Source organism: Enterobacter sp. BNK-8, assembly GCF_048685095.1.
Taxonomy (GTDB): Bacteria; Pseudomonadota; Gammaproteobacteria; order Enterobacterales; family Enterobacteriaceae; genus Enterobacter; species Enterobacter quasiroggenkampii.
In genome coordinates this window covers 3,454,559-3,478,808 of sequence record NZ_JBLQTN010000001.1, presented here as the reverse complement: position 1 = coordinate 3,478,808, position 24,250 = coordinate 3,454,559, and the positions used below count along the sequence as shown (strand labels likewise).

Sequence of the window (24,250 nt, the reverse complement as noted above, 5' to 3'; positions counted from 1 at the left end):
TGTACCCAAAGAAAGAGATGTTGGCGTGTCCAGCACGCAGTTTGTTAATGATGTAGCCGTGATAAAGAGGTCGTAATGCCAGGCAGCACCTTGTTTAAAGCGTTTGTTTTGTTTATTGCCCTTTGGGCGCCCGTCACTCACGCAGACTCCGGTTGGCAACCCGTTCAGGAAACTATCCGTAAGAGCGAAAAAGATACCCGTCAATATCAGGCTATTCGCCTTGATAACGGGATGACCGTGCTGCTGGTTTCCGACCCGCAGGCGGTGAAATCCCTGTCGGCATTAGTGGTGCCGGTTGGGTCGCTGGAAGATCCTGACGCTCATCCTGGTCTTGCGCACTATCTGGAACATATGACGCTGATGGGGTCAAAAAAATACCCGCAGCCAGATAGCCTGTCCGAATTTCTGAAGATGCATGGCGGCAGCCACAATGCCAGTACGGCACCGTACCGCACCGCCTTTTATCTCGAAGTTGAAAATGATGCGCTGGAAGGGGCGGTCGATCGCCTCGCTGATTCCATCGCCGCGCCGTTGCTGGATAAAAAATACGCCGAGCGTGAACGCAACGCGGTGAATGCCGAGTTGACCATGGCCCGCACCCGAGACGGTATGCGCATGGCGCAGGTCAGTGCCGAAACCATCAACCCTGCGCACCCGGGCTCGCGCTTCTCCGGCGGTAACCTGGAAACCTTGAGCGACAAACCGAACAGCCCGGTGCTGGATGCCCTGCACGCGTTTCGCGATAAATACTACTCCGCCAACCTGATGAAGGCGGTCATCTACAGCAATAAACCGTTGCCAGAGCTGGCAGCCATGGCGGCCAAAACCTTTGGCCGGGTGCCGAATAAAAATATCGACCTGCCGCAAATCACCGTTCCGGTGGTCACGGATGCGCAAAAAGGTATCGTGATCCACTACGTTCCTGCTATGCCGCGTAAAGTGCTGCGCGTGGAATTCCGCATTGATAACAATACGGCGCAGTTTCGCAGTAAAACCGATGAGCTGGTCACCTACCTGATTGGTAACCGTAGCCCGGGTACGCTGTCTGACTGGCTGCAAAAGCAGGGGCTGGCGGAAGGCATTCGCGCCGACTCCGATCCGGTTGTGAACGGCAATAGCGGCGTGCTGGCGATCTCCGCGACCCTGACCGACAAAGGACAGGCCAACCGCGATGAAGTCGTGGCTGCTATCTTTAGCTACCTCGCTTTACTGCGCGAAAAAGGCGTCGATAAGCGCTATTTTGATGAACTCGCGCACGTGCTGGATCTTGATTTCCGCTACCCGTCCATCACCCGCGACATGGACTATGTGGAGTGGCTGGCGGATACCATGATCCGCGTGCCGGTGGAACATACTCTCGACGCGGTGAATATTGCCGACCGGTACGATGCCGGGGCGGTAAAAGCTCGCCTGGCGATGATGACGCCGGAGAATGCCCGCATCTGGTACATCAGTCCGAACGAACCGCATAACAAGACGGCGTATTTTGTCGATGCCCCTTATCAGGTGGATAAAATCAGCGCTCAGACCTTCGCCGACTGGCAGAAAAAGGCCGGGGAGATTGCGTTGAAGCTGCCGGAGCTGAACCCCTATATTCCGGATGACTTCTCGCTGATCAAAACAACGAAAGATTACCCGCACCCGGAACTCATCATTGATGAGCCAACGCTGCGCGTCGTGTATACCCCAAGCCGCTATTTCGCCAGTGAGCCTAAAGCCGATGTCAGCGTGGTGCTGCGTAACCCGAAAGCCATGAACAGCGCCAAAAATCAGGTGATGTTCGCGCTCAATGACTATCTCGCCGGTATCGCGCTCGATCAGCTCAGCAACCAGGCCGCCGTGGGCGGGATCAGCTTCTCCACCAACGCCAATAACGGTTTGATGCTTAATGCAAACGGCTATACCCAGCGCTTGCCTCAGCTGTTCCAGGCCCTGCTGGAGGGCTACTTCAGCTACACGCCGACGGAAGAGCAGCTTGAGCAGGCTAAATCCTGGTATGCCCAGATGATGGATTCTGCCGAGAAGGGCAAGGCTTACGATCTGGCGCTTATGCCGGCGCAAATGCTGTCACAGGTTCCTTATTTCCAGCGTGAGGATCGCCGCGCGCTGCTGCCTTCCATCTCCTTAAAAGACGTGCTCGCGTACCGCGATGCGCTGAAAAGCAACACGCGTCCGGAGTTCCTGATCGTCGGCAACATGAGTGAGGAGCAGGCCAAAACCCTGGCGGAGAATGTTCGCACTCAGCTCGGCTCTAAAGGCGACGAGTGGTGCCGCAACCAGGACGTGCTGGTTGAGAAAAAACAGAATGTGATTTTTGAAAAGGCGGGCAACAGCACGGATTCCGCGCTGGCCGCGGTCTTTGTGCCAACGGGCTATGATGAATTCGCCAGTTCAGCGCAGAGCGCCGTGCTGGGACAGATTATTCAGCCTTGGTTCTATAACCAGTTACGCACAGAGGAGCAGCTTGGCTACGCGGTGTTTGCCTTCTCCATGAACGTCGGTCGTCAGTGGGGGCTGGGTTTCCTGCTGCAAAGCAGCGATAAACAACCGGCGTATCTCTGGCAGCGTTACCAGGCCTTCTTCCCGCAGGTGGAAGCAAAACTGCGCGCCATGAAGCCGGAAGAGTTTGCCCAGATCCAGCAGGCCGTTATCGCGCAGGTGATGCAGCCGCCGCAGACGCTGGGTGAAGAAGCCTCGCAGCTGAGCAAAGATTTCGATCGCGGTAATCTGAAATTTGATTCGCGTGATAAAGTAGTGGCCGAGATAAAACAGCTGACGCCGCAGAAGGTTGCCGACTTCTTCCATCAGGCGGTCATTAAGCCGCAGGGTATCACCATCCTGTCTCAGGTTTCCGGTAGCCAGTACGGGAAAACGGAGTACGTAAACCCGAAAGGCTGGAAAGTCTGGAAGAGCGTCAGCGCGCTGCAGCAATCTATGCCCTGGAGTAAGAAAGAATGACCGATACCGCTGAGTCCCTTGATCCCTTACGTTTACCTCTGCAGGGTGAACGATTGATTGAAGCCTCAGCGGGAACGGGAAAAACCTTCACCATTGCCGCCCTCTATCTGCGCCTGCTGTTAGGTCTTGGCGGCAACGCTGCTTTTCCACGTCCTTTGAGCGTGGAAGAGCTGCTGGTGGTCACCTTCACCGAGGCCGCTACCGCGGAGCTGCGGGGCCGTATTCGTACCAATATCCACGAGCTGCGCATTGCCTGTCTGCGTCAGAGCACGGATAACCCCCTCTACGCCAGCCTTCTGGAAGAGATTGCCGATAAGCAACAGGCCGCCCAGTGGCTGCTGCTCGCTGAACGGCAGATGGATGAAGCGTCCGTCTTTACCATTCACGGTTTTTGCCAGCGCATGCTGAGCCTGAATGCGTTCGAGTCCGGTATGCTGTTCGAACAGCAGCTCATTGAAGATGAGTCCGTGCTTCGCTATCAGGCCTGCGCGGATTTCTGGCGTCGCCACTGCTACCCCTTACAGCGTGATATTGCCGAAGCGGTACATGCACTCTGGAAAGGCCCGGAAGCGCTGCTGCGCGCGATCGATCGTTATCTGCAGGGGGAAGCGCCGGTCATCAAATCCCCACCGCCGGCAGATGAAACCCTGGCCTCGCGGCATGAAAAAATCATCGCGAAAATTGCGGATATCAAGCAAAAATGGATGGAGTCAGTCGGCGAGATTGACGCCATTATCGAAAATTCCGGGATTGACCGTCGCAAGTTCAACCGCGGCAATCAGGGAAAATGGATCGATAAGATCAGCGCCTGGGCGCAGGAAGAGACGCGGAGCTATCAGCTCCCGGACGCGCTGGAGAAATTCTCCCAACGTTTCCTGGCTGAGCGGACCAAAGCCGACGGCATTGTGCCTGAGCATCCCCTGTTTGTGGCGATCGAAACCCTGCTGGCGGAGCCCCTCACGCTCAACGATCTGATGATCACCCGCGCCATGACCGAAATTCGTGAAGCCGTGGCGCGCGAGAAACGCCGCCGGGGTGAACTGGGTTTCGACGATATGCTGAGCCGCCTGGATGCGGCGCTGTGCAGTGAGAATGGCGAAGCGCTTGCCGCCGCGATTCGCACCCGCTTCCCGGTCGCGATGATTGATGAATTTCAGGACACCGACCCTCAGCAGTACCGCATTTTCCGCCGTATCTGGCGCCAGCAGCCCGACACCGCGCTGCTGTTAATCGGCGATCCGAAACAGGCCATCTACGCCTTCCGCGGCGCGGATATTTTCACCTATATGAAAGCTCGCAGCGAGGTTGACGCGCATTACACGCTCGATACTAACTGGCGCTCCTCTCCCGGCATGGTGGAAAGCGTCAACGCGCTGTTTAGCCGTATGGATACGGCGTTTATGTTCCGGGAGATCCCGTTTCAGCCGGTAAAATTTGCCCCGAAAAATGCCTCGTTGCGCTTCGAGTTTAACGGCGTGACGCAGCCTGCCATGAACTTCTGGCTGCTGGAGGGGGAAGGCTGCGGCGTTGCCGACTATCAAAATGCCATGGCCCAGCACTGTGCCGCGCAAATCCGTGACTGGCTCAGTGCCGGGGCGCGGGGCGAGGCGCTGCTGTGGAAGGGGGATAACCCCACCCCGGTAAAGGCATCGGATATTACGGTTCTGGTGCGCAGCCGTCAGGAGGCCGCATTCATCCGCGACGCCCTGACGTTACTGAATATCCCCTCCGTCTACCTCTCGAACCGTGACAGCGTCTTTGAAACGCTTGAGGCGCAGGAGATGTTATGGCTGCTGCAGGCCGTGCTGGCCCCGGAGCGAGAAAGCACGCTGCGCAGCGCATTAGCCAGCGCGATGCTCGGACTGAACGCGCGCGATATTGATACCCTCAACAATGACGAAGCCGCGTGGGATGCTGTGGTGGAGGAATTTGTCCACTACCGGGAAAGATGGCAGAAGCGCGGCGTGATGGCGATGGTGCGCGAGCTCATGGCTCAGCGCCACATTGCGGAGAATATGCTGGCTACCGCAGGTGGCGAGCGGCGTTTGACCGATATTTTACACATCAGCGAACTCTTGCAGGAAGCGGGTACGCAGCTGGAGAGCGAGCACGCCCTGGTGCGCTGGCTGGCGCAGCAGATTGCCGATCCGAACAGCAATTCCTCCAGCCAGCAGATGCGCCTCGAGAGTGATAAACATCTGGTGCAGATCGTCACCATCCACAAGTCGAAAGGCCTGGAATATCCGCTGGTCTGGCTGCCGTTTATCGCCAATTACCGTGTGCAGGATCAGGCTTTTTACCACGATCGCGAGTCTTTTGAGGCGGTGCTCGATCTCAGCAACGCGGAGTCCAGCGTTGAGCTGGCAGAGGCCGAACGTCTGGCGGAAGATTTACGCCTGCTCTACGTGGCGCTAACCCGCTCGGTCTGGCACTGCAGCCTGGGCGTTGCGCCGCTGTTCCGGCGTCGGGGCGAAAAGAGCGGGGAGAGCGATTTTCATCTGAGCGCGCTGGGGCGGCTTATTCAGCAGGGTGAACCCAAAGACGCGGCGGGCCTGCGCCAGTGCATCGAATCCCTTTGTTCTGAGCATGTTGCCCTGCATATTCCTTCGCTGCCCGACAACAGCCGCTGGCACATGCCGGAGCCGCACGAGTCAGATCTCCATGCCCGTCGGGTGGTACGCACGATTGCCGACGACTGGCGCGTGACCAGCTACTCCGGCTTACAACAGCACGGGCAGAGTATTGCGCAGGATCTGATGCCAAAACTGGACGTGGATGCCGCAGGCGCCGGTAGCGTACCCGTTGAGCCGGTGCTGACGCCGCACCAGTTCCCGCGCGGCGCCTCGCCGGGCACGTTTTTGCACAGCCTGTTTGAAGAACTGGATTTTACCCAGCCGGTTTCCGAAGAGTGGGTGCTAAAGATGTTACAGAGCGGTGGTTACGACGCGCAATGGCAGCCGGTTCTCACCGACTGGATCCGCGCGGTTCTGCATGCTCCGCTCACCGCGCAGGGGATCTCGCTTAGACAGTTGACCGCCAAAGATAAGCAGGTGGAGATGGAGTTTTACCTCCCCATCGCCAGCCCGCTCAGGGCCGAGGCGCTTGATGCGTTGATCCGCGAGTACGATCCGTTATCCGCCGGATGCCCGCCGCTGAACTTCCGCCAGGTGCAGGGGATGCTAAAAGGCTTTATCGACCTCGTTTTCCGCCACGACGGGCGCTACTACCTGCTGGATTACAAATCGAACTGGCTGGGCGAAGACAGCACAGCCTATACCCAACAGGCGATGGCGTCGGCTATGCAAATGCATCGCTACGATCTGCAGTACCAGCTTTATACCCTGGCGCTGCACCGTTACCTGCGCCATCGTATTGCCGATTACCGTTACGACGCGCATTTTGGCGGCGTGATTTACCTGTTCTTGCGCGGCGTGGATGCCAACGACCCGCGTTCCGGCGTCTTTAGCACGCGTCCGGCTGTGGAACTGATTGAAAAAATGGATAACCTGTTTGCTGCAGGCACGGAGGAGGTGGCATGACGATGCAGGCGCTACTGCTGGACGCGGTTGAACAACGATTACTGCGCCACCTGGACGTGCAGTTTGCCATGATGGTGGCAGGCGAGGAGCCTGCCGTCATGCTTGCCGCCGCCATTCTGAGCAAAGACGCGGGGGAGGGGCACGTATGTCTGCCGCTGTCGCGTCTGGCGGTGGATGAGAAAATGCCTCCGGCTTTACAGGCGTGTTTCGCGCTGCTGGGTGACGCCGTGGACTGGCAGGCGATATTACGCCGTTCGCCTGCCGTGAGCGGAGCCGATACCGGGACGCCAATGATTCTGGTCGGCGAGCGTTTGTATCTTAACCGGCTGTGGCGTAACGAACTGACGGTGGCGCGCTTCTTCAGCGAGACCAACGCGCCGCTTCCCTGCGATGAAACGCGGCTCCGGCAAACGCTGGATGCGCTGTTTACCTCTGACGACGCGACAGACTGGCAAAAAGTGGCGGCTGCAGTGGCCTTAACGCGTCGGATCTCGGTGATTTCTGGCGGTCCGGGCACCGGGAAAACGACCACCGTGGCAAAACTGCTTGCCGCGCTGATTCAGTTATCGGGCGAGCAAAAGTGCCGTATTCGCCTGGCGGCCCCCACCGGTAAAGCGGCGGCGCGTCTGACGGAGTCGTTAGGCGGCGCGCTGCAAAAGCTGCCGCTTACCCGGGAGCAGCTTGCGCTTTTCCCCAACGAAGCCAGCACGCTACACCGTTTGCTTGGCGCTCAGCCGGGTAGCCAGCGTCTGCGCTATCATGCCGGTAATCCGCTGCACCTTGACGTGCTGGTGGTGGATGAAGCGTCGATGATTGACCTGACGATGATGTCGCGTTTGATTGATGCGCTACCGCCGCACGCGCGCGTCATTTTTCTCGGCGATCGTGACCAGCTTGCCTCCGTGGAGGCGGGGGCCGTACTGGGCGATATCTGCAACTATGCCAGCCTGGGGTATACCGCTGAACGCGCCCAGGAGCTCGCCCGTCTCACCGGATGTACGCTCACCTCTGAAAGCCACTCGCTTGCGGGCGCGCTGCGCGACAGCCTGTGTCTGCTGCAGAAAAGCTACCGTTTCGGCAGCGATTCCGGTATCGGCCAGCTTGCGGCGGCCGTAAACCGGGGAGACAGGCACGCCACCTCCGCGGTGTTTGCCGGAACCTTTACGGATATTGAGAAAAAATCGCTGGAAAGCGGGGAGGCGTATCAGGCGATGCTGTATGATGCCCTGCAGGGGTATCAGCACTTTCTGACGGGGGTACAACAGCAGCGTCCGCCGGAGCAGGTCATTGCCGCATTTGGTGAATATCAGCTGCTCTGTGCACTGAGGGAAGGTCCCTTTGGTGTCCGGGGTCTTAACGACAGGCTGGAACAGTTGCTGGCGCAAAAACGCAAAATTAACCGTACCCCGCACTCGCGCTGGTATGAAGGGCGACCGGTGATGATCTCCCGTAACGACAGCGCGCTGGGGTTGTTTAACGGGGATATCGGGATTGCGCTCGACTGCGGCCAGGGCCTGCGCGTCTGGTTCCAGATGCCGGACGGCAGCGTGAAGTCTTTCCAGCCCAGCCGTTTGCCCGAGCATGAAACCGCCTGGGCGATGACGGTGCATAAATCCCAGGGCTCCGAGTTTAACCACGCGGCGCTGGTCCTGCCCACGCAGCTTTCCCCCGTCATTACCCGCGAGCTGATCTATACCGCCATTACGCGCGCGCGTCAGCGCCTGTCGCTGTATACCGATGAACGCGTGCTGGTGCAGGCGATTGCCACCCGCACGGAACGCCGAAGCGGGCTGGGCGCGATATTTGAGTCCCTCTGAACGAACGCCCTCGCCGGACGGTGAGGGCGTCGTATCATCCCAGGTCCGCCATCAGCACTTTTGAACGGCGCTGATAGTTGTACATCTCTTTCTTCGTTTCCGGCAGGGAGTCAATATCCACTGGCGTGAACCCGCGCTCCTGGAACCAGTGAATACTGCGCGTCGTCAGGACGAACAGCTTGCTCAGCCCCATCTGGCGCGCCTGTGCCGCCACGCGTTCAAGCAGCATTTCACCACGTGAAGAGCTGCGGTAATCAGGATGCACCGCCACGCAGGCCATTTCACCGATCTTCTCTTCCGGGAACGGATAGAGCGCGGCGCAGGCGATGGTCAGGTTATCGCGCTGAATAATGGTGAATTTGTCGATCTCCATCTCCAGCTGCTCGCGTGAACGACGCACCAGAATACCCTGCTGTTCCAGCGGGCGGATCAGTTCCAGAATACCGCCGATATCGTTGATGGTGGCGCGGCGTATCTGCTCCGCGCTCTCCATGACAATCTGCGTACCAATACCGTCGCGGGAGAACAACTCCTGCAGCAGGGCGCCATCTTCCTGATAGCTGATCAGGTGGCTACGGCGCACGCCGCTGCGGCAGGCCTTCACGGCACCACGCAGGAAGCGGACGGTGCCGGAGTAGTAATCGCCTTCGGCTTCCAGCGCCTCCACGCGGGCCTGGGCTTCATTCGGGAAGAGTTCCGGCACGATCGTTCCTTCATCGTTCACGACGCCCTGGGAGGAGCAGAACCCAATCATTTTTTCCGCCTTCAGCTTGATCGCCAGCTGCGTGGCGATCTCTTCTGAGGTGAGGTTAAAGCTTTCGCCGGTCACAGAAACGGCGACCGGGCCCATCAGGACGATGGCTCCGCTGTCCAGCTGGCGGTGTATGGCTTCTTCATCAATACGACGAATGCGGCCGCTGTGGCAGTAATCCACGCCATCGTCCACGCCGAGCGGCTGGGCAATGATGAAGTTGCCGCTCACGACATTGATATGCGCGCCCTGCAGCGGCGTGTTGTTCAGGCTCATGGACAGGCGAGCGGTAATATCCAGCTGCAGCAGGCCTGCCGCCTGCTTCACCAGCTCAAGTGTTTTGGCATCCGTGACGCGGGTATGCTTGTGGTAAATCGGCTCGTGGTGGTGAGCGGCCAGGTTGGCGTCGATCTGCGGGCGCGCGCCATAGACCACCACCAGGCGGATCCCCAGGCTGTGCAGCAGGCCAATGTCATTGACGATGCTGGAAAAATTTTCATGCTCAATGGCTTCGCCGCCAAGCATGATGACAAACGTTTTTCCCCGATGGGCGTTGATATAGGGAACAGAATGGCGGAATCCCTGGACCAGTTCGGTTCTACGTTCCTTCACCATGGCACAACCCTTAATGAATGTTTATTCGTAATTTCTGTATTTTTATTCGATTGTGGCCGCGTGTGCAAGCGCAAATTTTCCGCGACCCACAGAAAATGATAAGTAATCCGTGCGTTAGCGTATGATTGTTTACCCTTTTATAGATGACAGTTTATGCGTCATTCGTTAAAGTTTTCGGTCAATCTGGACATTTTGTATATCAGTCAGTGTTCTTGCTCGGGAGAAGCATGTCGGGATCCAATTCAGCAATAAGCCGCCGCCGTTTGTTAAAAGGGGCCGGGGCAATGTGGTTGCTTAGCGTCAGTCAGGTCGGTCTTGCCGCCACCAGTCAGGTCGTGGCGGTGCGCGTCTGGCCATCGTCGACCTATACGCGCGTGACGGTCGAATCCAATCGCGTGCTGAAATATAAGCAATTTGCCCTAAGCAACCCGGAACGTGTGGTGGTGGATCTCGAAGGCGTTAACCTCAACTCCGTGCTGAAAGGGATGGCGGCGCAGATCCGCGGCGACGATCCGTTTATTAAATCGGCGCGCGTCGGGCAGTTCGATCCGCAAACCGTGCGCATGGTGTTTGAATTGAAGCAGAACGTGAAGCCGCAGCTGTTTGCCCTGGCGCCTGTCGCGACGTTCAAAGAGCGCCTCGTCATGGATCTCTACCCGGCCAATGCGACGGATATTCAGGATCCGCTTCTCGCTCTGCTGGAGGACTACAACAAGGGCGATCTGCAGCGTCAGGTTCCGCCGGCGCAAAGCGGTCCGCAGCCGGGGAAAGCAGGGCGCGATCGTCCGATTGTGATCATGCTCGATCCAGGCCACGGCGGCGAAGACTCCGGTGCGGTGGGGAAATACCGCACGCGTGAAAAAGACGTGGTTCTGCAAATTGCCCGTCGTCTGAAGGCGCTGATTGATAAAGAAGGCAATATGCGCGCCTATATGACGCGTAATGAAGACGTCTTTATTCCGCTGAAGGTCCGGGTGGCGAAAGCGCAGAAGCAGCGCGCAGATTTGTTCGTCTCAATCCATGCGGATGCGTTTACCAGCCGTCAGCCAAGCGGCTCGTCGGTGTTTGCGCTCTCAACCAAAGGCGCAACCAGTACCGCCGCGCGATACCTGGCGGACACTCAGAACGCCTCGGACCTGATCGGTGGCGTGAGCAAAAGCGGCGATCGCTACGTCGACCACACCATGTTCGATATGGTGCAGTCGTTGACCATTAACGACAGCCTGAAGTTTGGTAAAGCGGTGCTGGGCAAGCTGGGCAACATCAATAAGCTGCATAAGAACAGCGTTGAACAGGCCGGATTTGCGGTACTCAAGGCGCCGGACATCCCGTCCATCCTCGTTGAAACCGCGTTTATCAGTAACGTGGAAGAGGAGCGTAAGCTCAAGACGGCAAAATTCCAGCAGGAAGTGGCGGAGTCGATTCTGGCAGGGATTCGTGCGTATTTCTCTGACGGGGCGACGCTGGCGCGGCGCGGGTAGATCTTTTGGCCGGGTTTACGCCCGGCAAATTCACAAACGACAGATACAAAAAAACACCCTTAAGGGTGTTTATTGTTTTAGAAGTGTTGGTTGCGGGGGCCGGATTTGAACCGACGACCTTCGGGTTATGAGCCCGACGAGCTACCAGGCTGCTCCACCCCGCGTCCGTCTTTCTACTCTTGTAGAAGCTTACTTCTTCAAATTTGATTGGTTGCGGGGGCCGGATTTGAACCGACGACCTTCGGGTTATGAGCCCGACGAGCTACCAGGCTGCTCCACCCCGCGTCCGTCTTTCTACTGTCGTAGAAGATACTTCATCAAATTTTAATTGGTTGCGGGGGCCGGATTTGAACCGACGACCTTCGGGTTATGAGCCCGACGAGCTACCAGGCTGCTCCACCCCGCGTCCGTGGATGCGCACTATACTCGGATAGGTTTGTGATGCAACCCCTTTTTCACATTTATCATGATTTTGTATGCAAATTGAACGACATGGCGCTGTTTGGACTATTTTTTGCGCAAAATTTGCCAAAGGGCATGCGATCGCATTTCATTAGCCCTGGCGGTTTGTTATCTTCATCACGCGGAAATGGGCAACTTAAAGACGAGACAGAATGAAAGGACGTTGGGCGAAGTATCTGATGGCGGGCGCAATGGTAGCGATTCTTGCGGCCTGTTCTTCCAAACCGACCGATCGCGGTCAACAGTATAAAGACGGGAAGTTATCCCAGCCTTTCTCTTTAGTTAATCAGCCTGATGCTGTCGGCGCACCGATTAATGCCGGTGATTTCTCCGAGCAGGTCTACCAGATCCGCAACGCGTCACCGCGTTTATATAGCGCACAGAATAACGTTTATAGCGCGGTACAGGACTGGCTGCGGGCGGGCGGCGATACGCGCAACATGCGCCAGTTTGGTATCGACGCCTGGCAGATGGAAGGGGCCGATAATTACGGCAACGTTCAGTTTACCGGCTACTACACCCCGGTTATCCAGGCGCGACACACGCGTCAGGGTGAATTCCAGTACCCTATCTACCGTATGCCGCCAAAACGCGGTCGTCTGCCGTCGCGCGCCGAAATCTACGCCGGTGCGCTGAGTGAAAATTACGTTCTGGCCTACAGCAACTCCCTGATGGATAACTTCATCATGGACGTTCAGGGCAGCGGCTACATTGATTTTGGCGACGGTTCACCGCTTAACTTCTTCAGCTATTCCGGTAAAAACGGCCACGCCTATCGCAGTATTGGCAAAGTGCTGATCGACCGCGGCGAAGTGAAGAAAGAAGACATGTCGATGCAGGCGATCCGCGAGTGGGGCGAAAAGCACAGCGAGGCTGAGGTGCGTGAGCTGCTGGAGCAGAACCCGTCGTTTGTCTTCTTTAAACCGCAAAACTTCGCGCCGGTGAAAGGGGCGAGTGCGGTACCGCTGATTGGCCGTGCGTCGGTGGCATCGGATCGTTCGATTATTCCTGCGGGCACCACGTTGCTGGCTGAGGTCCCGCTGCTGGACAACAACGGCAAGTTCAACGGCCAGTATGAGCTGCGTCTGATGGTGGCGCTGGACGTCGGCGGCGCGATCAAAGGTCAGCACTTCGATATCTATCAGGGCATTGGCCCGGATGCAGGCCACCGTGCAGGCTGGTATAACCACTACGGACGCGTGTGGGTACTGAAGGCCGCACCGGGTGCCGGAAACGTATTCAGCGGCTGATTGTGGTATTCTGAGCGCAATACGGATTACTGTTCAGGGTGAGGAGAACCTCACCCTTTTTACATCTGAGGTGTTATGTCTGTGGTAATCAGCGATGCCTGGCGCCAGCGTTTTGGCGGCACGGCACGTCTCTATGGTGAAAAAGCCCTGCAGCTGTTTGCGGATGCGCATGTCTGCGTCGTGGGCATTGGTGGTGTGGGGTCGTGGGCCGCAGAAGCGCTGGCGAGAACCGGTATTGGCGCAATCACGCTGATTGATATGGATGACGTGTGCGTCACCAACACCAACCGTCAAATCCACGCCCTGCGTGATAACGTCGGCCTGGCAAAATCTGAGGTCATGGCGGAGCGCATCCGTTTGATCAACCCGGAGTGCCGCGTGACGGTGATCGACGACTTTGTGACGGCAGATAACGTCGCGGAGTACATGAGCAAAGGCTACAGCTATGTGATTGACGCCATCGACAGCGTGCGTCCAAAAGCCGCGCTGATCGCCTACTGTCGTCGTTACAAGGTCCCACTGGTGACGACCGGCGGCGCGGGCGGGCAAATCGATCCGACGCAGATCCAGGTGGCCGATCTGGCGAAAACCATTCAGGATCCTCTTGCCGCCAAGTTGCGTGAACGCCTGAAAAGCGACTTTAATGTTGTGAAAAACAGCAAAGGCAAGCTGGGCGTTGACTGCGTGTTCTCGACCGAAGCGCTGGTCTACCCGCAGGCGGATGGCTCCGTGTGTGCGATGAAAAGCACGGCGGAAGGGCCAAAAAGAATGGATTGTGCCTCAGGCTTTGGCGCGGCCACCATGGTGACCGCTTCCTTCGGCTTTGTGGCGGTGTCTCACGCCCTGAAGAAGATGATGGCGAAGGCGGAACGTCAGGCCTGAGCCTGACGGGCGGCGTCCAGTACCGCGTCGCTGAGCGCGATCAACCCCTGACCGCGCGAGGCGCTGAGCTGCGCGCGCAGCCCCAGCTCATCAAATAACGCCAGCGGCGAATGCGCCAGCAGTTCCGCCGCACTTTTCCCTTCCACTGCCGTCAACAATACGGCCAGCAGGCCCCGGACGATGCGGCCTTCGCTGTCGCCGAAGAAGTGCAGCTTCTCACCGGACACGCTCACTCCCAGCCAGACGCGATTTTCACAGCCTGCAATCTCTTTCGCCTGCGCCTTGAGATCGTCAGAGAGGGTTGGTAACTGCTTACCGAGAAGAATCAGCTGGCGATATTTATCTTCCCACTGTGAAAGCGGGGCAAAGGTCTGTTTTAACGTCTCTTCAGTGATGACGGTGCCAAACGGATGTCCGGCTAAAGCAGCGTGAATCATTAATCCACCAGTATTTCAAGCGCGCGGTCAACGGCAGCGACCAGCGCGTCAACATCGCTTTGTGTGTTATAGGGCGCGAACGAGGCACGCAGCGTACCGCTCACGCCGAGCGCCGCCAGCAGCGGCTGCGCGCAGTGCTGCCCGGCGCGCAGGGCGATGCCATACCCGGCCAGCAGCGTCACCATGTCGCTGTGATGCACGCCCGTAAAATCAAAGGCGAGCAGGCTTGAGTCCTGAACGCGGAACGAGCGGAAACCCGGGCGCTTTTTGAGCTCTTCCTCTGCCAGCGTCGCCAGTCCCCGGCTCCAGCTTTCAGCCTGAACAACGTCTGTTTCTGCCAGCCACTCCAGCGCCGCGCTTAGGCCAATGACACCCGCCACGTTCGGCGTACCGGCTTCCAGGCGGTAAGGCACATCCTGCGTTTTGAAACCGTCAAAAGTCACTTCGGTGATCATCTTGCCGCCCCCGAGCCACGGCGTCATTTTTGCCAGCAGTTCCGGCTTGCCGTACAACGCCCCTATACCGGTTGGTCCGTAGAGCTTGTGCCCTGAGAAAGCATAGAAGTCGATATCCAGCGCCTGCACGTCGGCGGGGAAGTGCACCACGCCCTGCGCGCCGTCGACCATCACCAGCATCCCGCTGGCATGGGCTATCCGAATAGCCTGAGCCAGGTCCGGGCAACCACCGGTAACGTTGGACATCTGTCCGAGCGCCAGAATGCGGCTGCGGGGGGTAATTAACTCGGGGAGACGGGCCACATCGGGCAGAAGGTCTGCGCCAAGCGGAAGCTTCACCACACGTGCACCCGTTTGTTCGGCCACCATCAGCCACGGCACCAGGTTGGCGTGATGTTCCGCCTCGCTGACGACGATCTCATCGCCCGGTTGAAGTAGCGGGCGCGCGTAGCACTGGGCCACCATATTGATGGCCTCGGTGGTGCCGCGCGTCCAGACGATGCTCTTCCCGCTTTCGGCATTGATCAGGTGCGCAACCCGATCGCGCGCCGCTTCATAGCGCGCGGTTAATCGCTGCGCTTCGGCAAACTGGCTGCGATGCACGTTCCCGGCGCTCAGGCTGTAGAACTGCTGCGTGGCGTCAATGACCGCCTGTGGCTTGAGGGCGGTGGCGGCACTGTCCAGATAAATACCGGCATCGGCCAGCGCCGGAAACTGTGCGCGGAACTGCGCAGGACTGAAAGCGTTCATGGGATTCCTCATTTCAATATCACGATCGTCGCGCAATTTCAGCGGCAGGGCAAGGAGGTTGATATCTATCGGAATTGTCTGCTTATCCTGATGACCCCAAAAAAGCAGGTTATGCTAAATAGTGTTAGGCGGATGTTTTAGCCTGTTATAAATCGAGGTTTGAATAGCATTAATTGCTAAAGGAGAATAATCATGAATAAGACAGCTGCAATCATCTCTGCCTGTGCGTTTACTTTTGCCCTGAGCGCCTGTTCCGGTAACAACTACGTGATGCACACCAACGATGGTCGTTCCATCGTTTCGGAAGGGAAACCGACAACCGATAACGATACCGGGATGATTTCGTACAAAGATGCTAACGGGAACAAGCAGCAGATCAACCGCACGGACGTGAAAGAGATGAAAGAGATCGAGCATTAACCGATCGCAGGCGAAAAAAAAGCACCGCAAATTGGCGGTGCTACATTAATCACTATGGACAGACAGGGTAAATGTACAGGAAGTGAAAAATTGGTAGCGTTGCTACCGTGGTCTGAATCGCAGACCAATTGCAAACACAACAACACAACATCACAACCGTAAGCCAAAAGCCCTTCAGAACACGCATTCCGAAAAAAGCTCTTCGTTCCGGCTCAGGAAGTGCCGCCACTATAGGTATTTGCTGGTAGTTCCTCAACGGACAAATTATAATGGCTCAGATAAAAAAAACTAATAGGTTAAACGTTGTTTCCTATTTGTTAAATTCCGTTAACATCTAAGCCAGATAACCATGTCAAAGCGATTGCCCCCCCTCAACGCATTACGTGTTTTTGATGCAGCAGCACGTCACCTGAGCTTCACCCGCGCAGCCGATGAGCTTTTTGTGACACAGGCCGCAGTAAGTCACCAAATCAAGTCTCTGGAGGATTTTCTGGGCCTTAAGCTGTTTCGTCGACGCAACCGCTCGTTGCTGTTGACCGAAGAGGGGCAGAGCTATTTTCAGGATATTAAAGAGATTTTTTCGCAGCTCACTGAAGCCACGCGTAAGCTACAGGCCCGCAGTGCAAAAGGTGCCCTGACTGTCAGTTTATTGCCCAGTTTTGCCATTCAGTGGCTGGTGCCAAGACTCTCAAGCTTTAACTCAGCTTATCCGGGGATAGACGTTCGAATCCAGGCCGTGGATCGTCAGGAAGACAAGCTGGCCGATGACGTGGATGTCGCGATTTTTTATGGTCGCGGTAACTGGCCGGGCTTGCGTGTTGAGAAATTATACGCAGAATATCTCCTGCCGGTCTGTTCTCCCCTGCTGTTAACGGGTGACAAGGCGCTGAAGTCCCCCGCTGACCTGGCGCAGCATACGCTTTTACATGATGCCTCTCGACGCGACTGGCAAACTTATACCCGTCAATTAGGTCTTACTCATATAAACGTGCAGCAGGGACCCATCTTTAGCCACAGCGCGATGGTGTTACAGGCTGCCATTCACGGGCAGGGCGTGGCGTTGGCGAATAACGTCATGGCGCAGTCCGAAATTGAGGCAGGTCGCCTGGTCTGCCCTTTTAATGATGTACTGGTCAGCAAGAATGCGTTTTATCTGGTTTGTCATGACAGTCAGGCAGAACTGGGTAAAATAGCCGCCTTCCGGCAGTGGATACTGGCGAAAGCGGCAAGCGAGCAAGAAAAATTCCGCTTCAGGTATGAACAATAACGTTTGTGTGCCGGGCACGCATTAATTCAGGACTTAAACATGACCAGCCGATTCATGCTGATTTTTGCCGCGGTGAGTGGCTTTATTTTTGTTGCACTGGGCGCCTTCGGCGCACATGTCTTAAGCAAGTCGTTGGGCGCTGTAGAGATGGGCTGGATCCAGACCGGCCTTGAATATCAGGCGTTCCATACGCTGGCGATCTTTGGGCTGGCGGTGGCGATGCAGCGCCGTATCAGCATCTGGTTTTACTGGAGCAGCGTCTTCCTGGCGCTGGGCACGGTGCTTTTTAGCGGCAGCCTCTACTGTCTGGCACTTTCGCATTTACGCCTGTGGGCGTTTGTTACACCTGTCGGCGGCGTCAGCTTCCTGGCGGGTTGGGTATTAATGTTTATCGGAGCTATCCGTCTGAAACGCAAGGGCGTTGTTCATGAATAAGGTTGTTTTATATTGTCGCCCGGGGTTTGAGAAAGAGTGCGCCGCGGAAATTACCGATAAAGCGGCGAAGCGCGAAATCTTCGGCTTTGCTCGCGTAAAAGAAAACGCGGGTTACGTGGTTTTTGAATGCTATCAGCCTGAAGATGCGGATAAGCTGGCACGCGAGCTGCCGTTCAGCTCGCTGATCTTTGCGCGCCAGATGTTTGTCGCGGGTGAGTTGCTGAAGGATCTTCCCCGGAAGACCGCATCACCCCCATTGTCGGCATGCTGCAGGGCGTGGTGGAGAAGGGCGGCGATCTGCGCGTTGAAGTGGCGGATACCAACGAAAGTAAAGAGTTGATGAAATTCTGCCGTAAGTTCACCGTTCCGCTGCGTGCGGCGTTGCGTGATGCGGGCGTGCTGACGAACTACGAAACGCCGAAGCGTCCGGTGGTGCATATCTTCTTTATCGCACCGGGCTGCTGCTATACGGGCTATTCGTACACCACCAACAACTCTCCTTTCTTTATGGGCATCCCGCGTCTGCGCTTCCCGGCCGATGCGCCAAGCCGTTCCACGCTCAAGCTGGAAGAGGCGTTCCACGTCTTTATCCCGGCGGATGAGTGGGATGAGCGTCTGGCAAACGGCATGTACGCCGTCGATCTCGGCGCGTGCCCGGGCGGCTGGACCTATCAGCTGGTGAAACGCAACATGTGGGTATCGTCCGTTGATAACGGCCCAATGGCGCAAAGCCTGATGGATACCGGGCAGGTCACCTGGCTGCGTGAAGACGGCTTCCGCTATCGCCCGAACCGTAACAACATCTCATGGATGGTGTGCGACATGGTTGAGAAACCGGCGAAAGTGGCCGCGCTGATGGCCTCCTGGCTGGTAAACGGCTGGTGCCGCGAGACCATTTTCAACCTTAAGCTGCCGATGAAAAAGCGCTATGAGGAGGTGTCGCAGAACCTGGCCTACATTCAGGAGCAGATGGACGAGCATGGGATTAACGTGGAGATCCAGGCGCGTCAGCTGTATCACGACCGCGAAGAGGTGACGGTGCATATTCGTCGCTGGTGGGCAGCCGTAGGCGGGCGTCGCGACGAGCGCTAATACGTGCTTTGTTTTGCCCGGTAGCGCTGCGCTTACCGGGCCTTCAAAACCGTGTCGTCGTTTTAACGTTCTAACCTTAACTGCTGTAAATTCCCGTCCAGCTGTAAATCCGTCTGTAGCGTTGCGATTTCCCGGCAGATAAACGCCATCTCTTTATGCGCCTCCAGCTTCTTGCGCCATTTTTCTGGCACCTCGTCCAGACGGGCGTAAATGCCTTCCAGACTCTGAAAATCGGTCAGCAACTGCGCGGCGCTCTTCGGCCCAATCCCGGCCACTCCCGGTACTTTAGAACTGCTGATCCCTGCCAGGCCCCAGTAATCCGGCAGTTGCTCTGGCGATACGCCAAATTCGCTGGCAATGAACGGCGCATCCAGCCAGCGTTTTTGAAAATAGTCGCGAATGCGGATAGTGGGGGAGAGCAGCTGGCAGTAGCCTTTGTCCGTTGAAACGATCGTGGCCTGATGCCCGGCACTCGCCACCTTTACGGCCAGGGTGGCCGCGAGATCGTCGGCTTCATTTCCCTGTGCGCCCCAGCAGGGGACGCCCCGCTGTTCAAATGCGGCGCGCAGCATGGGTAATTCGGCGTGAAGATCGTCCGGCATCGGTGCGCGTCCGGCTTTGTAGTCGGGCAGACGCTGGTGCCGCCAGCCCGTATTGCGGGCTTCGTCATCAAATACCGCGACCGCATGGGTGGGTTCACTGTGGCGGATAAGCTGTTCCAGCGCGTGCAGGCAGGTGTCTTTACAAGGCGTCCCCTGTACCGCATGGATACGGCGAATCAGGTTAAGTGCATCGACGATAAGTAAATGAACGGCCACAGATAATCTCCCTTCTATCTAATGCATGAAGGGTAACACTGTCAGCAGCATGAAACTATGAATGGTGGGGAAAACAGGAAGAAGCCTCGCAAAACGAGGCTTCCTGAGAGGCTTAATCGCAGGTTACGATCTTCATCGCCAGGCCGCCGCGAGAGGTTTCGCGGTATTTGGCGTTCATATCTTTACCGGTTTCGTACATGGTCTCGATAACCTTATCGAGACAGACGCGCGGTTCGCTGGTGCGGCGCAGCGCCATACGCGCCGCGTTCACCGCCTTCACGGAGGCAATCGCGTTACGCTCGATACACGGAACCTGTACCTGGCCGGCAACCGGGTCACAGGTCAGCCCCAGGTTGTGTTCCATGCCGATTTCCGCAGCAATGCACACCTGCGCCGGGCTTGCGCCCAAGAGCTCCGCCAGACCGGCTGCCGCCATGGAGCACGCCACGCCGACTTCACCCTGACAGCCCACTTCCGCACCGGAAATGGAGGCGTTCATCTTATACAGAGAACCAATCGCACTGGCCACCAGCAGGTAGCGCGCCAGCGAGTTCGCATTCACTTCACGGATAAACTTGTCGTAGTACGCCAGTACCGCCGGAACGATGCCGCAGGCACCATTAGTCGGCGCGGTGACCACACGGCCCCCTGCGGCGTTTTCTTCGTTTACCGCCAGGGCAAACATGTTGATCCAGTCCACCACGGCCATCGGGTCCGTTGTCGTTTTGTCGGTGCTCACCAGCATACGGCGCAGCGCTGCCGCACGACGCGGTACGCGAAGCTTGCCCGGCAGAACGCCTTCGGTGGTGATCCCGCGCTCAATACCGCCGCGCATCACATCCCAGACGTTAGCGAAGTGCTGTTCCAGCTCCTCTTTGCTGTGCAGCGCCAGCTCGTTTTTCATCATCAGACCGGAGAGGGAAAGGCCCGTCTCCTGGCAGTGACGCTGGAGGTCTGCCGCCGTTTTGTACGGATACGGCACCTCGACAGAGGAAGTACTGGTTTGACCAAAGTGGTCTTCGTCGACGATAAAACCGCCGCCGATAGAGTAATAAGTCTGGCTGTATAACGCTTTGTCGCCTGCCAGCGCGGTAATGCGCATACCGTTTTCGTGCAGCGACAGGTTGTCCGCATGGAAATTCATGCAATGGTCAACCGGGAATTCAACCTCGTGCTCGCCGTTCGCCAGCAGCAGGCGCCCGTGGGTGTTCACGTCCTGGATAAAGCCAGGGATCGCATCAATATCAACGGTATCCGGCAGGTTTCCCGCCAGGCCCATGATAATGGCGATATCGGTGTGGTGGCCTTTCCCGGTCAGGGAAAGCGAGCCGTATACATCGACAACCACGCGGGTGATGTCGTGCAAGATGCCGCGTGCAATCAAGTCATCCGTGAACTGCTTACCGGCTTTCATCGGTCCGACGGTGTGAGAGCTGGAAGGACCAATACCGATTTTGAAAATATCGAATACGCTAATCATGATGCGTCCATTGCTTTCAGTCAGAGAGGAGGGAGTGCGCCGTCCGGGGACGGCGCGGGTGAGAATCAGAACATGGTGTACAGGGAGTAGAAGATCGCAGAGATAGCGATAAGCCCCATGATAACCACAAAGACGTTGCTGACATGACCGCTGTACTTACGCATAGCTGGGACTTTCTGAATCGCGTACATCGGCATCAGGAACAGAATCATCGCGATGACCGGGCCGCCCAGGGTTTCAATCATGCCCAGGATGCTTGGGTTCAGCGTCGCTACCGCCCAGGTGGTGAGCAGCATGAACAGTGCAGTGATTTTGTTCAGCTTGTTGATTTCAATGCTCTTGCCTTTACCGCGCAGAGATTTAATCACCATACCGTTGAAGCCTTCACGTGCGCCGAGGTAGTGGCCCAGGAAGGATTTGGTGATGGCGATCATCGCGATGATCGGTGCCATCCACGCAATCAGCGGTGCGTTAAAGTGGTTCGCCAGGTAAGACAGAATTGAGATGTTCTGCTCTTTCGCTGCCGCCAGGTCCGCCGGGGAGAGGCTCAGTACGCAGCTGAAGACGAAGAACATAACGGTCAGCACCATCATGATGTGAGCGCGTGCCAGAATGCTGGAGCACTTCTTCTCTGCGCCATCACCGTACTCTTCACGTTTCGCCACGGCGAAAGAGGAGATGATAGGAGAGTGGTTGAAGGAGAAGACCATTACCGGGATCGCCAGCCACAGGGTCATCAGCAGGCCGTTACCGGTCGCAGACGCGCTGCTCAGGGACAGGGTTTCCAGCGCTGCACCGTTCCACTGTGGGATCAGGTAGCAGGCCAGCAGCATCAGTGCGGCCACAAACGGGAACACCAGTACGCTCATCGCTTTCACAATCATCTGCTCGCCGAAGCGCACGATGGTCATCATGCCGACAATCAGGATCAGAGACAGGATGGCACGCGGTGGTGGCGTCATGTGCAGCTGGTGCAGCATGAAGCTTTCAACGGTGTTGGTGATCGCCACGCTGTAAACCAGCAGGATAGGGTAAATTGCGAAGAAGTAGAGCAGGGTAATCAGTTTACCTGCGCCCACGCCGAAATGCTCTTCAACCACTTCAGTGATGTCTTCACCCGGGTTTTTACCGGACAGCACGAAGCGGGTCAGACCGCGGTGTGCAAAGAAGGTCATCGGGAAAGCAATGATAGCCATAATGATCAGCGGGATCAGACCGCCGACGCCTGCGTTGATAGGAAGGAACAGTACACCAGCGCCGATTGCCGTGCCGTAAAGGCCAAGCATCCACATGGTATCCGTTTTGCGCCAACCACTTCGGGATTCAATCGAAGCAACGGTGCTGGTTTGAGTGGTTTCCATCTGTATCTCCTGGAGGAAGCGAATTGTCAGGTTTTTAGTCAAATCCGATGAAAAAGTGCCTGACGGTAATATGAAATTCGTTCAGTGACGGTTTTTTAATAATTTTTGCCCGTAACTATTGGCGGGCGGAAAGATACATTCTAGTTATGAATCTATCAGTGATCGTGATCCCAAATGCAATAATCCACTTATGATGTGGGCATCTTTAGACCATTTATCTGTTAAAAAAACATCAAAGAGAATTTACGGGCGCGAAGGCTACCACCAACGACATGTGCGCTGAAAGACCGCCCCGTGATATAGGTGTCTTTCGCTGTAAAGAAATGGGTTTTTAGTATTTTCTTGCAGGTAATTTGGATTAAGGCTGATAATTTACGGTTGCAAAATGCAGGTAATCGTTTGCGTATGTGACAACTTTGTAAAAGATATAAGTGATGCCTATGAATTACATCAGGAATAAAAAAAGCCGGGACGCGCAACAGGGCGACCCGGCTTTGATGAGATATCGCTAAGCGTCAGGTGCAGATTTCGTAGCAAGGAATATAGGCAGAGCCCGGCAGCTTCATGCGGTGCTGGGCGACAAAGCCCTGAAGCATGTCATCCATACGGCGCATCATCTCCGGATCGCCGTGGATCTTGTACGGACCGTACTGCTCAATGGCGCGGATACCGACCTCTTTGACGTTGCCCGCCACAATCCCGGAGAAGGCGCGACGCAGATCGGCGGCCAGGACTTCCACCGGCTGATCCGGGTAGAGTTTCAGGTTCGCCATATTCTCGTGTGAAGGCTCGAACGGGATCTGCAGATCCGGTGCAATGCGGATTGACCAGTTAAAGCTGTAGGCATCCCCGGTATCGCGACGGTTCTCTTTCACCAGCGGCATCGCTTTTTTCATCTGACGCGCCACTTCCGCAGCATCGTCGATGATGATGCGATAGTGACGACGCGCGGCTTCACCCAGCGTGTGCACGATAAACTCGTCCAGCACGCGGAAGTAGTCGGCGCTCTCTTTTGGTCCGGTCAGGATCAGCGGCAGAACCTGATCTTTGTTGGCCGGGTTCATCAGAATACCCAGCAGATAGAGCAGCTCTTCCGCTGTCCCCACGCCGCCCGGGAAGATGATGATGCCGTGGGCGATACGGACAAACGCTTCAAGACGTTTCTCGATATCCGGCATGATAATCAGTTCGTTAACCAGCGGGTTAGGTGGCTCTGCGGCGATGATGGACGGCTCGGTCATGCCGATAAACCGTCCCTCTTTGTAGCGCTGCTGCGCGTGACCCACTGCGGCACCTTTCATTGGCGCTTCCATCGCACCCGGACCACAGCCGGTACAGATATTCAGCTCGCGCAGGCCAAGCTGGGTACCCACCCGACGCGCATAAAGGTATTCGGTTTCGTTAATGGAGTGACCGCCCCAGCAGACAACCATGTTCGGCGCTTCACCCACGTGCAGGGCACGGGCGTTGCGCAAAATGGAGAACACCAGGTTGGTGATATGGACCGAGCTTTCCAGATCGAGATGCTGAAAACGGCCTGCGTTGTGGATCTGCCCGTTAACAAACAGGATGTCACGCAGCACGGCAAACAGGTTAGCCTGAAGTGAACGGATGATGCGTCCGTCGACAAACGCCTCTTCCGGCGGGTTGATGACTTCAAGCTTCACGCCACGCTCGCGGCGCAGCACGTTGATATCAAAGCTTTCGAAGCGGGACAGCAGTTCTTTACTGTTATCTGTCAGGCTTCCGGAGTTCAGAACGGCAAGTGAACAGTTACGAAACAGTTGATAAAGATCGCTGCTGGCCGTGCGTTTAAGCATGTCCACTTCCAGCTGCGACAACATATCCATTGAGCCAAGCGGGCTAATATGTGTAATCAAGTGAGCTCCTTACGGGACGATTATCGTCTTTCCCTGTTGATTACAATAGCCCTGGCGCGTGACGTTTCACAACCTAAAGCGCGGAAGATACCGCGCATAT

The 24,250-nt window shown here is 56.7% G+C and carries 16 protein-coding genes, 3 tRNA genes and 1 pseudogene; 10 read left to right on the top strand and 10 right to left on the bottom strand.

Annotated elements, in window-relative coordinates:
• The first annotated feature begins 75 nt into the window (after positions 1–75).
• Genes ptrA through recD form a run of 3 tightly spaced genes read left to right on the top strand, consistent with a single transcriptional unit; the run spans position 76 to position 8,314 of the window.
• Positions 76–2,958, top strand: a complete 2,883-nt coding sequence (ptrA, locus tag ACMGGU_RS16730; protein ID WP_126533995.1) for a pitrilysin — start codon at positions 76–78, stop codon at positions 2,956–2,958.
• Positions 2,955–6,497: an exodeoxyribonuclease V subunit beta gene (gene recB / locus ACMGGU_RS16725; RefSeq protein ID WP_252077773.1), complete on the top strand. Its 3,543-nt coding sequence runs from the start codon at positions 2,955–2,957 to the stop codon at positions 6,495–6,497. Before ptrA ends, recB begins: the two co-directional genes overlap by 4 nt.
• Complete coding sequence (recD, locus tag ACMGGU_RS16720; protein WP_395299554.1) at positions 6,494–8,314, top strand: exodeoxyribonuclease V subunit alpha; 1,821 nt, start codon at positions 6,494–6,496, stop codon at positions 8,312–8,314. Before recB ends, recD begins: the two co-directional genes overlap by 4 nt.
• A gap of 34 nt (positions 8,315–8,348) precedes the next feature.
• Here the strand turns inward: recD and argA are convergent, their stop codons facing one another.
• Positions 8,349–9,680, bottom strand: a complete 1,332-nt coding sequence (gene argA / locus ACMGGU_RS16715; protein WP_023294467.1) for an amino-acid N-acetyltransferase — start codon at positions 9,678–9,680, stop codon at positions 8,349–8,351.
• Positions 9,681–9,907: 227 nt separating this feature from the next.
• Here argA and amiC point away from each other — a divergent pair, with 227 nt between their 5' ends.
• Positions 9,908–11,161, top strand: a complete 1,254-nt coding sequence (gene amiC / locus ACMGGU_RS16710) for an N-acetylmuramoyl-L-alanine amidase AmiC (RefSeq protein WP_021242006.1) — start codon at positions 9,908–9,910, stop codon at positions 11,159–11,161.
• Between the two features lie 87 nt (positions 11,162–11,248).
• Here amiC and ACMGGU_RS16705 read toward each other — a convergent pair.
• From ACMGGU_RS16705 to ACMGGU_RS16695, 3 genes are all read right to left on the bottom strand, one after another.
• Positions 11,249–11,325 (bottom strand) — tRNA-Met (locus ACMGGU_RS16705).
• A 44-nt stretch (positions 11,326–11,369) separates the two neighbouring features.
• Positions 11,370–11,446, bottom strand: a tRNA-Met gene (locus ACMGGU_RS16700).
• Between the two features lie 44 nt (positions 11,447–11,490).
• Positions 11,491–11,567: transfer RNA gene (locus tag ACMGGU_RS16695), tRNA-Met, on the bottom strand.
• A gap of 208 nt (positions 11,568–11,775) precedes the next feature.
• Here ACMGGU_RS16695 and mltA point away from each other — a divergent pair.
• Together mltA and tcdA are read left to right on the top strand one after the other, a co-directional pair.
• Positions 11,776–12,873, top strand: coding sequence for a murein transglycosylase A (gene mltA, locus ACMGGU_RS16690; protein WP_021241890.1), 1,098 nt, complete (start codon positions 11,776–11,778; stop codon positions 12,871–12,873).
• 75 nt (positions 12,874–12,948) lie between these two features.
• Entirely contained in the window at positions 12,949–13,755 is an 807-nt protein-coding gene (tcdA, locus tag ACMGGU_RS16685) for a tRNA cyclic N6-threonylcarbamoyladenosine(37) synthase TcdA (protein ID WP_006811804.1), read from the top strand.
• Here tcdA and csdE read toward each other — a convergent pair.
• Both csdE and csdA read right to left on the bottom strand, forming a co-directional pair.
• Positions 13,746–14,192, bottom strand: a complete 447-nt coding sequence (gene csdE / locus ACMGGU_RS16680) for a cysteine desulfurase sulfur acceptor subunit CsdE (protein ID WP_420300757.1) — start codon at positions 14,190–14,192, stop codon at positions 13,746–13,748. The two genes, tcdA and csdE, sit on opposite strands and share 10 nt — an antisense overlap.
• Entirely contained in the window at positions 14,192–15,397 is a 1,206-nt protein-coding gene (gene csdA, locus ACMGGU_RS16675; protein ID WP_420300756.1) for a cysteine desulfurase CsdA, read from the bottom strand. Before csdA ends, csdE begins: the two co-directional genes overlap by 1 nt.
• Positions 15,398–15,589: 192 nt before the next feature.
• Between csdA and ACMGGU_RS16670 the strand changes: the two genes are divergently transcribed.
• The 4 genes and pseudogenes from ACMGGU_RS16670 (at position 15,590) to rlmM (ending at position 18,611) form a co-directional block, all read left to right on the top strand.
• Positions 15,590–15,817, top strand: coding sequence for a YgdI/YgdR family lipoprotein (locus ACMGGU_RS16670; RefSeq protein ID WP_008499648.1), 228 nt, complete (start codon positions 15,590–15,592; stop codon positions 15,815–15,817).
• A 349-nt stretch (positions 15,818–16,166) separates the two neighbouring features.
• The gene (gene gcvA, locus ACMGGU_RS16665) at positions 16,167–17,084 is read left to right on the top strand and encodes a glycine cleavage system transcriptional regulator GcvA (RefSeq protein WP_008499647.1); all 918 of its coding nucleotides are present in this window, start codon (positions 16,167–16,169) and stop codon (positions 17,082–17,084) included.
• Between the two features lie 39 nt (positions 17,085–17,123).
• Entirely contained in the window at positions 17,124–17,519 is a 396-nt protein-coding gene (locus ACMGGU_RS16660) for a DUF423 domain-containing protein (RefSeq protein WP_008499646.1), read from the top strand.
• Positions 17,512–18,611, top strand: a pseudogene (rlmM, locus tag ACMGGU_RS16655) (23S rRNA (cytidine(2498)-2'-O)-methyltransferase RlmM). The gene ACMGGU_RS16660 and the pseudogene rlmM overlap by 8 nt, the downstream one beginning before the upstream one ends.
• Positions 18,612–18,673: 62 nt before the next feature.
• Here the strand turns inward: rlmM and xni are convergent.
• The 4 genes from xni to ppnN form a co-directional block, all read right to left on the bottom strand.
• The gene (gene xni / locus ACMGGU_RS16650; RefSeq protein ID WP_021241892.1) at positions 18,674–19,429 is read right to left on the bottom strand and encodes a flap endonuclease Xni; all 756 of its coding nucleotides are present in this window, start codon (positions 19,427–19,429) and stop codon (positions 18,674–18,676) included.
• A gap of 112 nt (positions 19,430–19,541) precedes the next feature.
• Positions 19,542–20,909 carry an L-serine ammonia-lyase gene (locus ACMGGU_RS16645; RefSeq protein ID WP_420300755.1) on the bottom strand — a complete coding sequence of 456 codons (1,368 nt, stop codon included), beginning with the start codon at positions 20,907–20,909 and terminating at the stop codon, positions 19,542–19,544.
• Between the two features lie 65 nt (positions 20,910–20,974).
• A complete protein-coding gene (locus tag ACMGGU_RS16640; protein ID WP_420300754.1) occupies positions 20,975–22,270 on the bottom strand; it encodes an HAAAP family serine/threonine permease in 1,296 nt (431 codons plus the stop codon).
• Between the two features lie 515 nt (positions 22,271–22,785).
• Positions 22,786–24,150 carry a nucleotide 5'-monophosphate nucleosidase PpnN gene (gene ppnN, locus ACMGGU_RS16635; protein WP_008499641.1) on the bottom strand — a complete coding sequence of 455 codons (1,365 nt, stop codon included), beginning with the start codon at positions 24,148–24,150 and terminating at the stop codon, positions 22,786–22,788.
• Positions 24,151–24,250 lie beyond the last annotated feature (100 nt).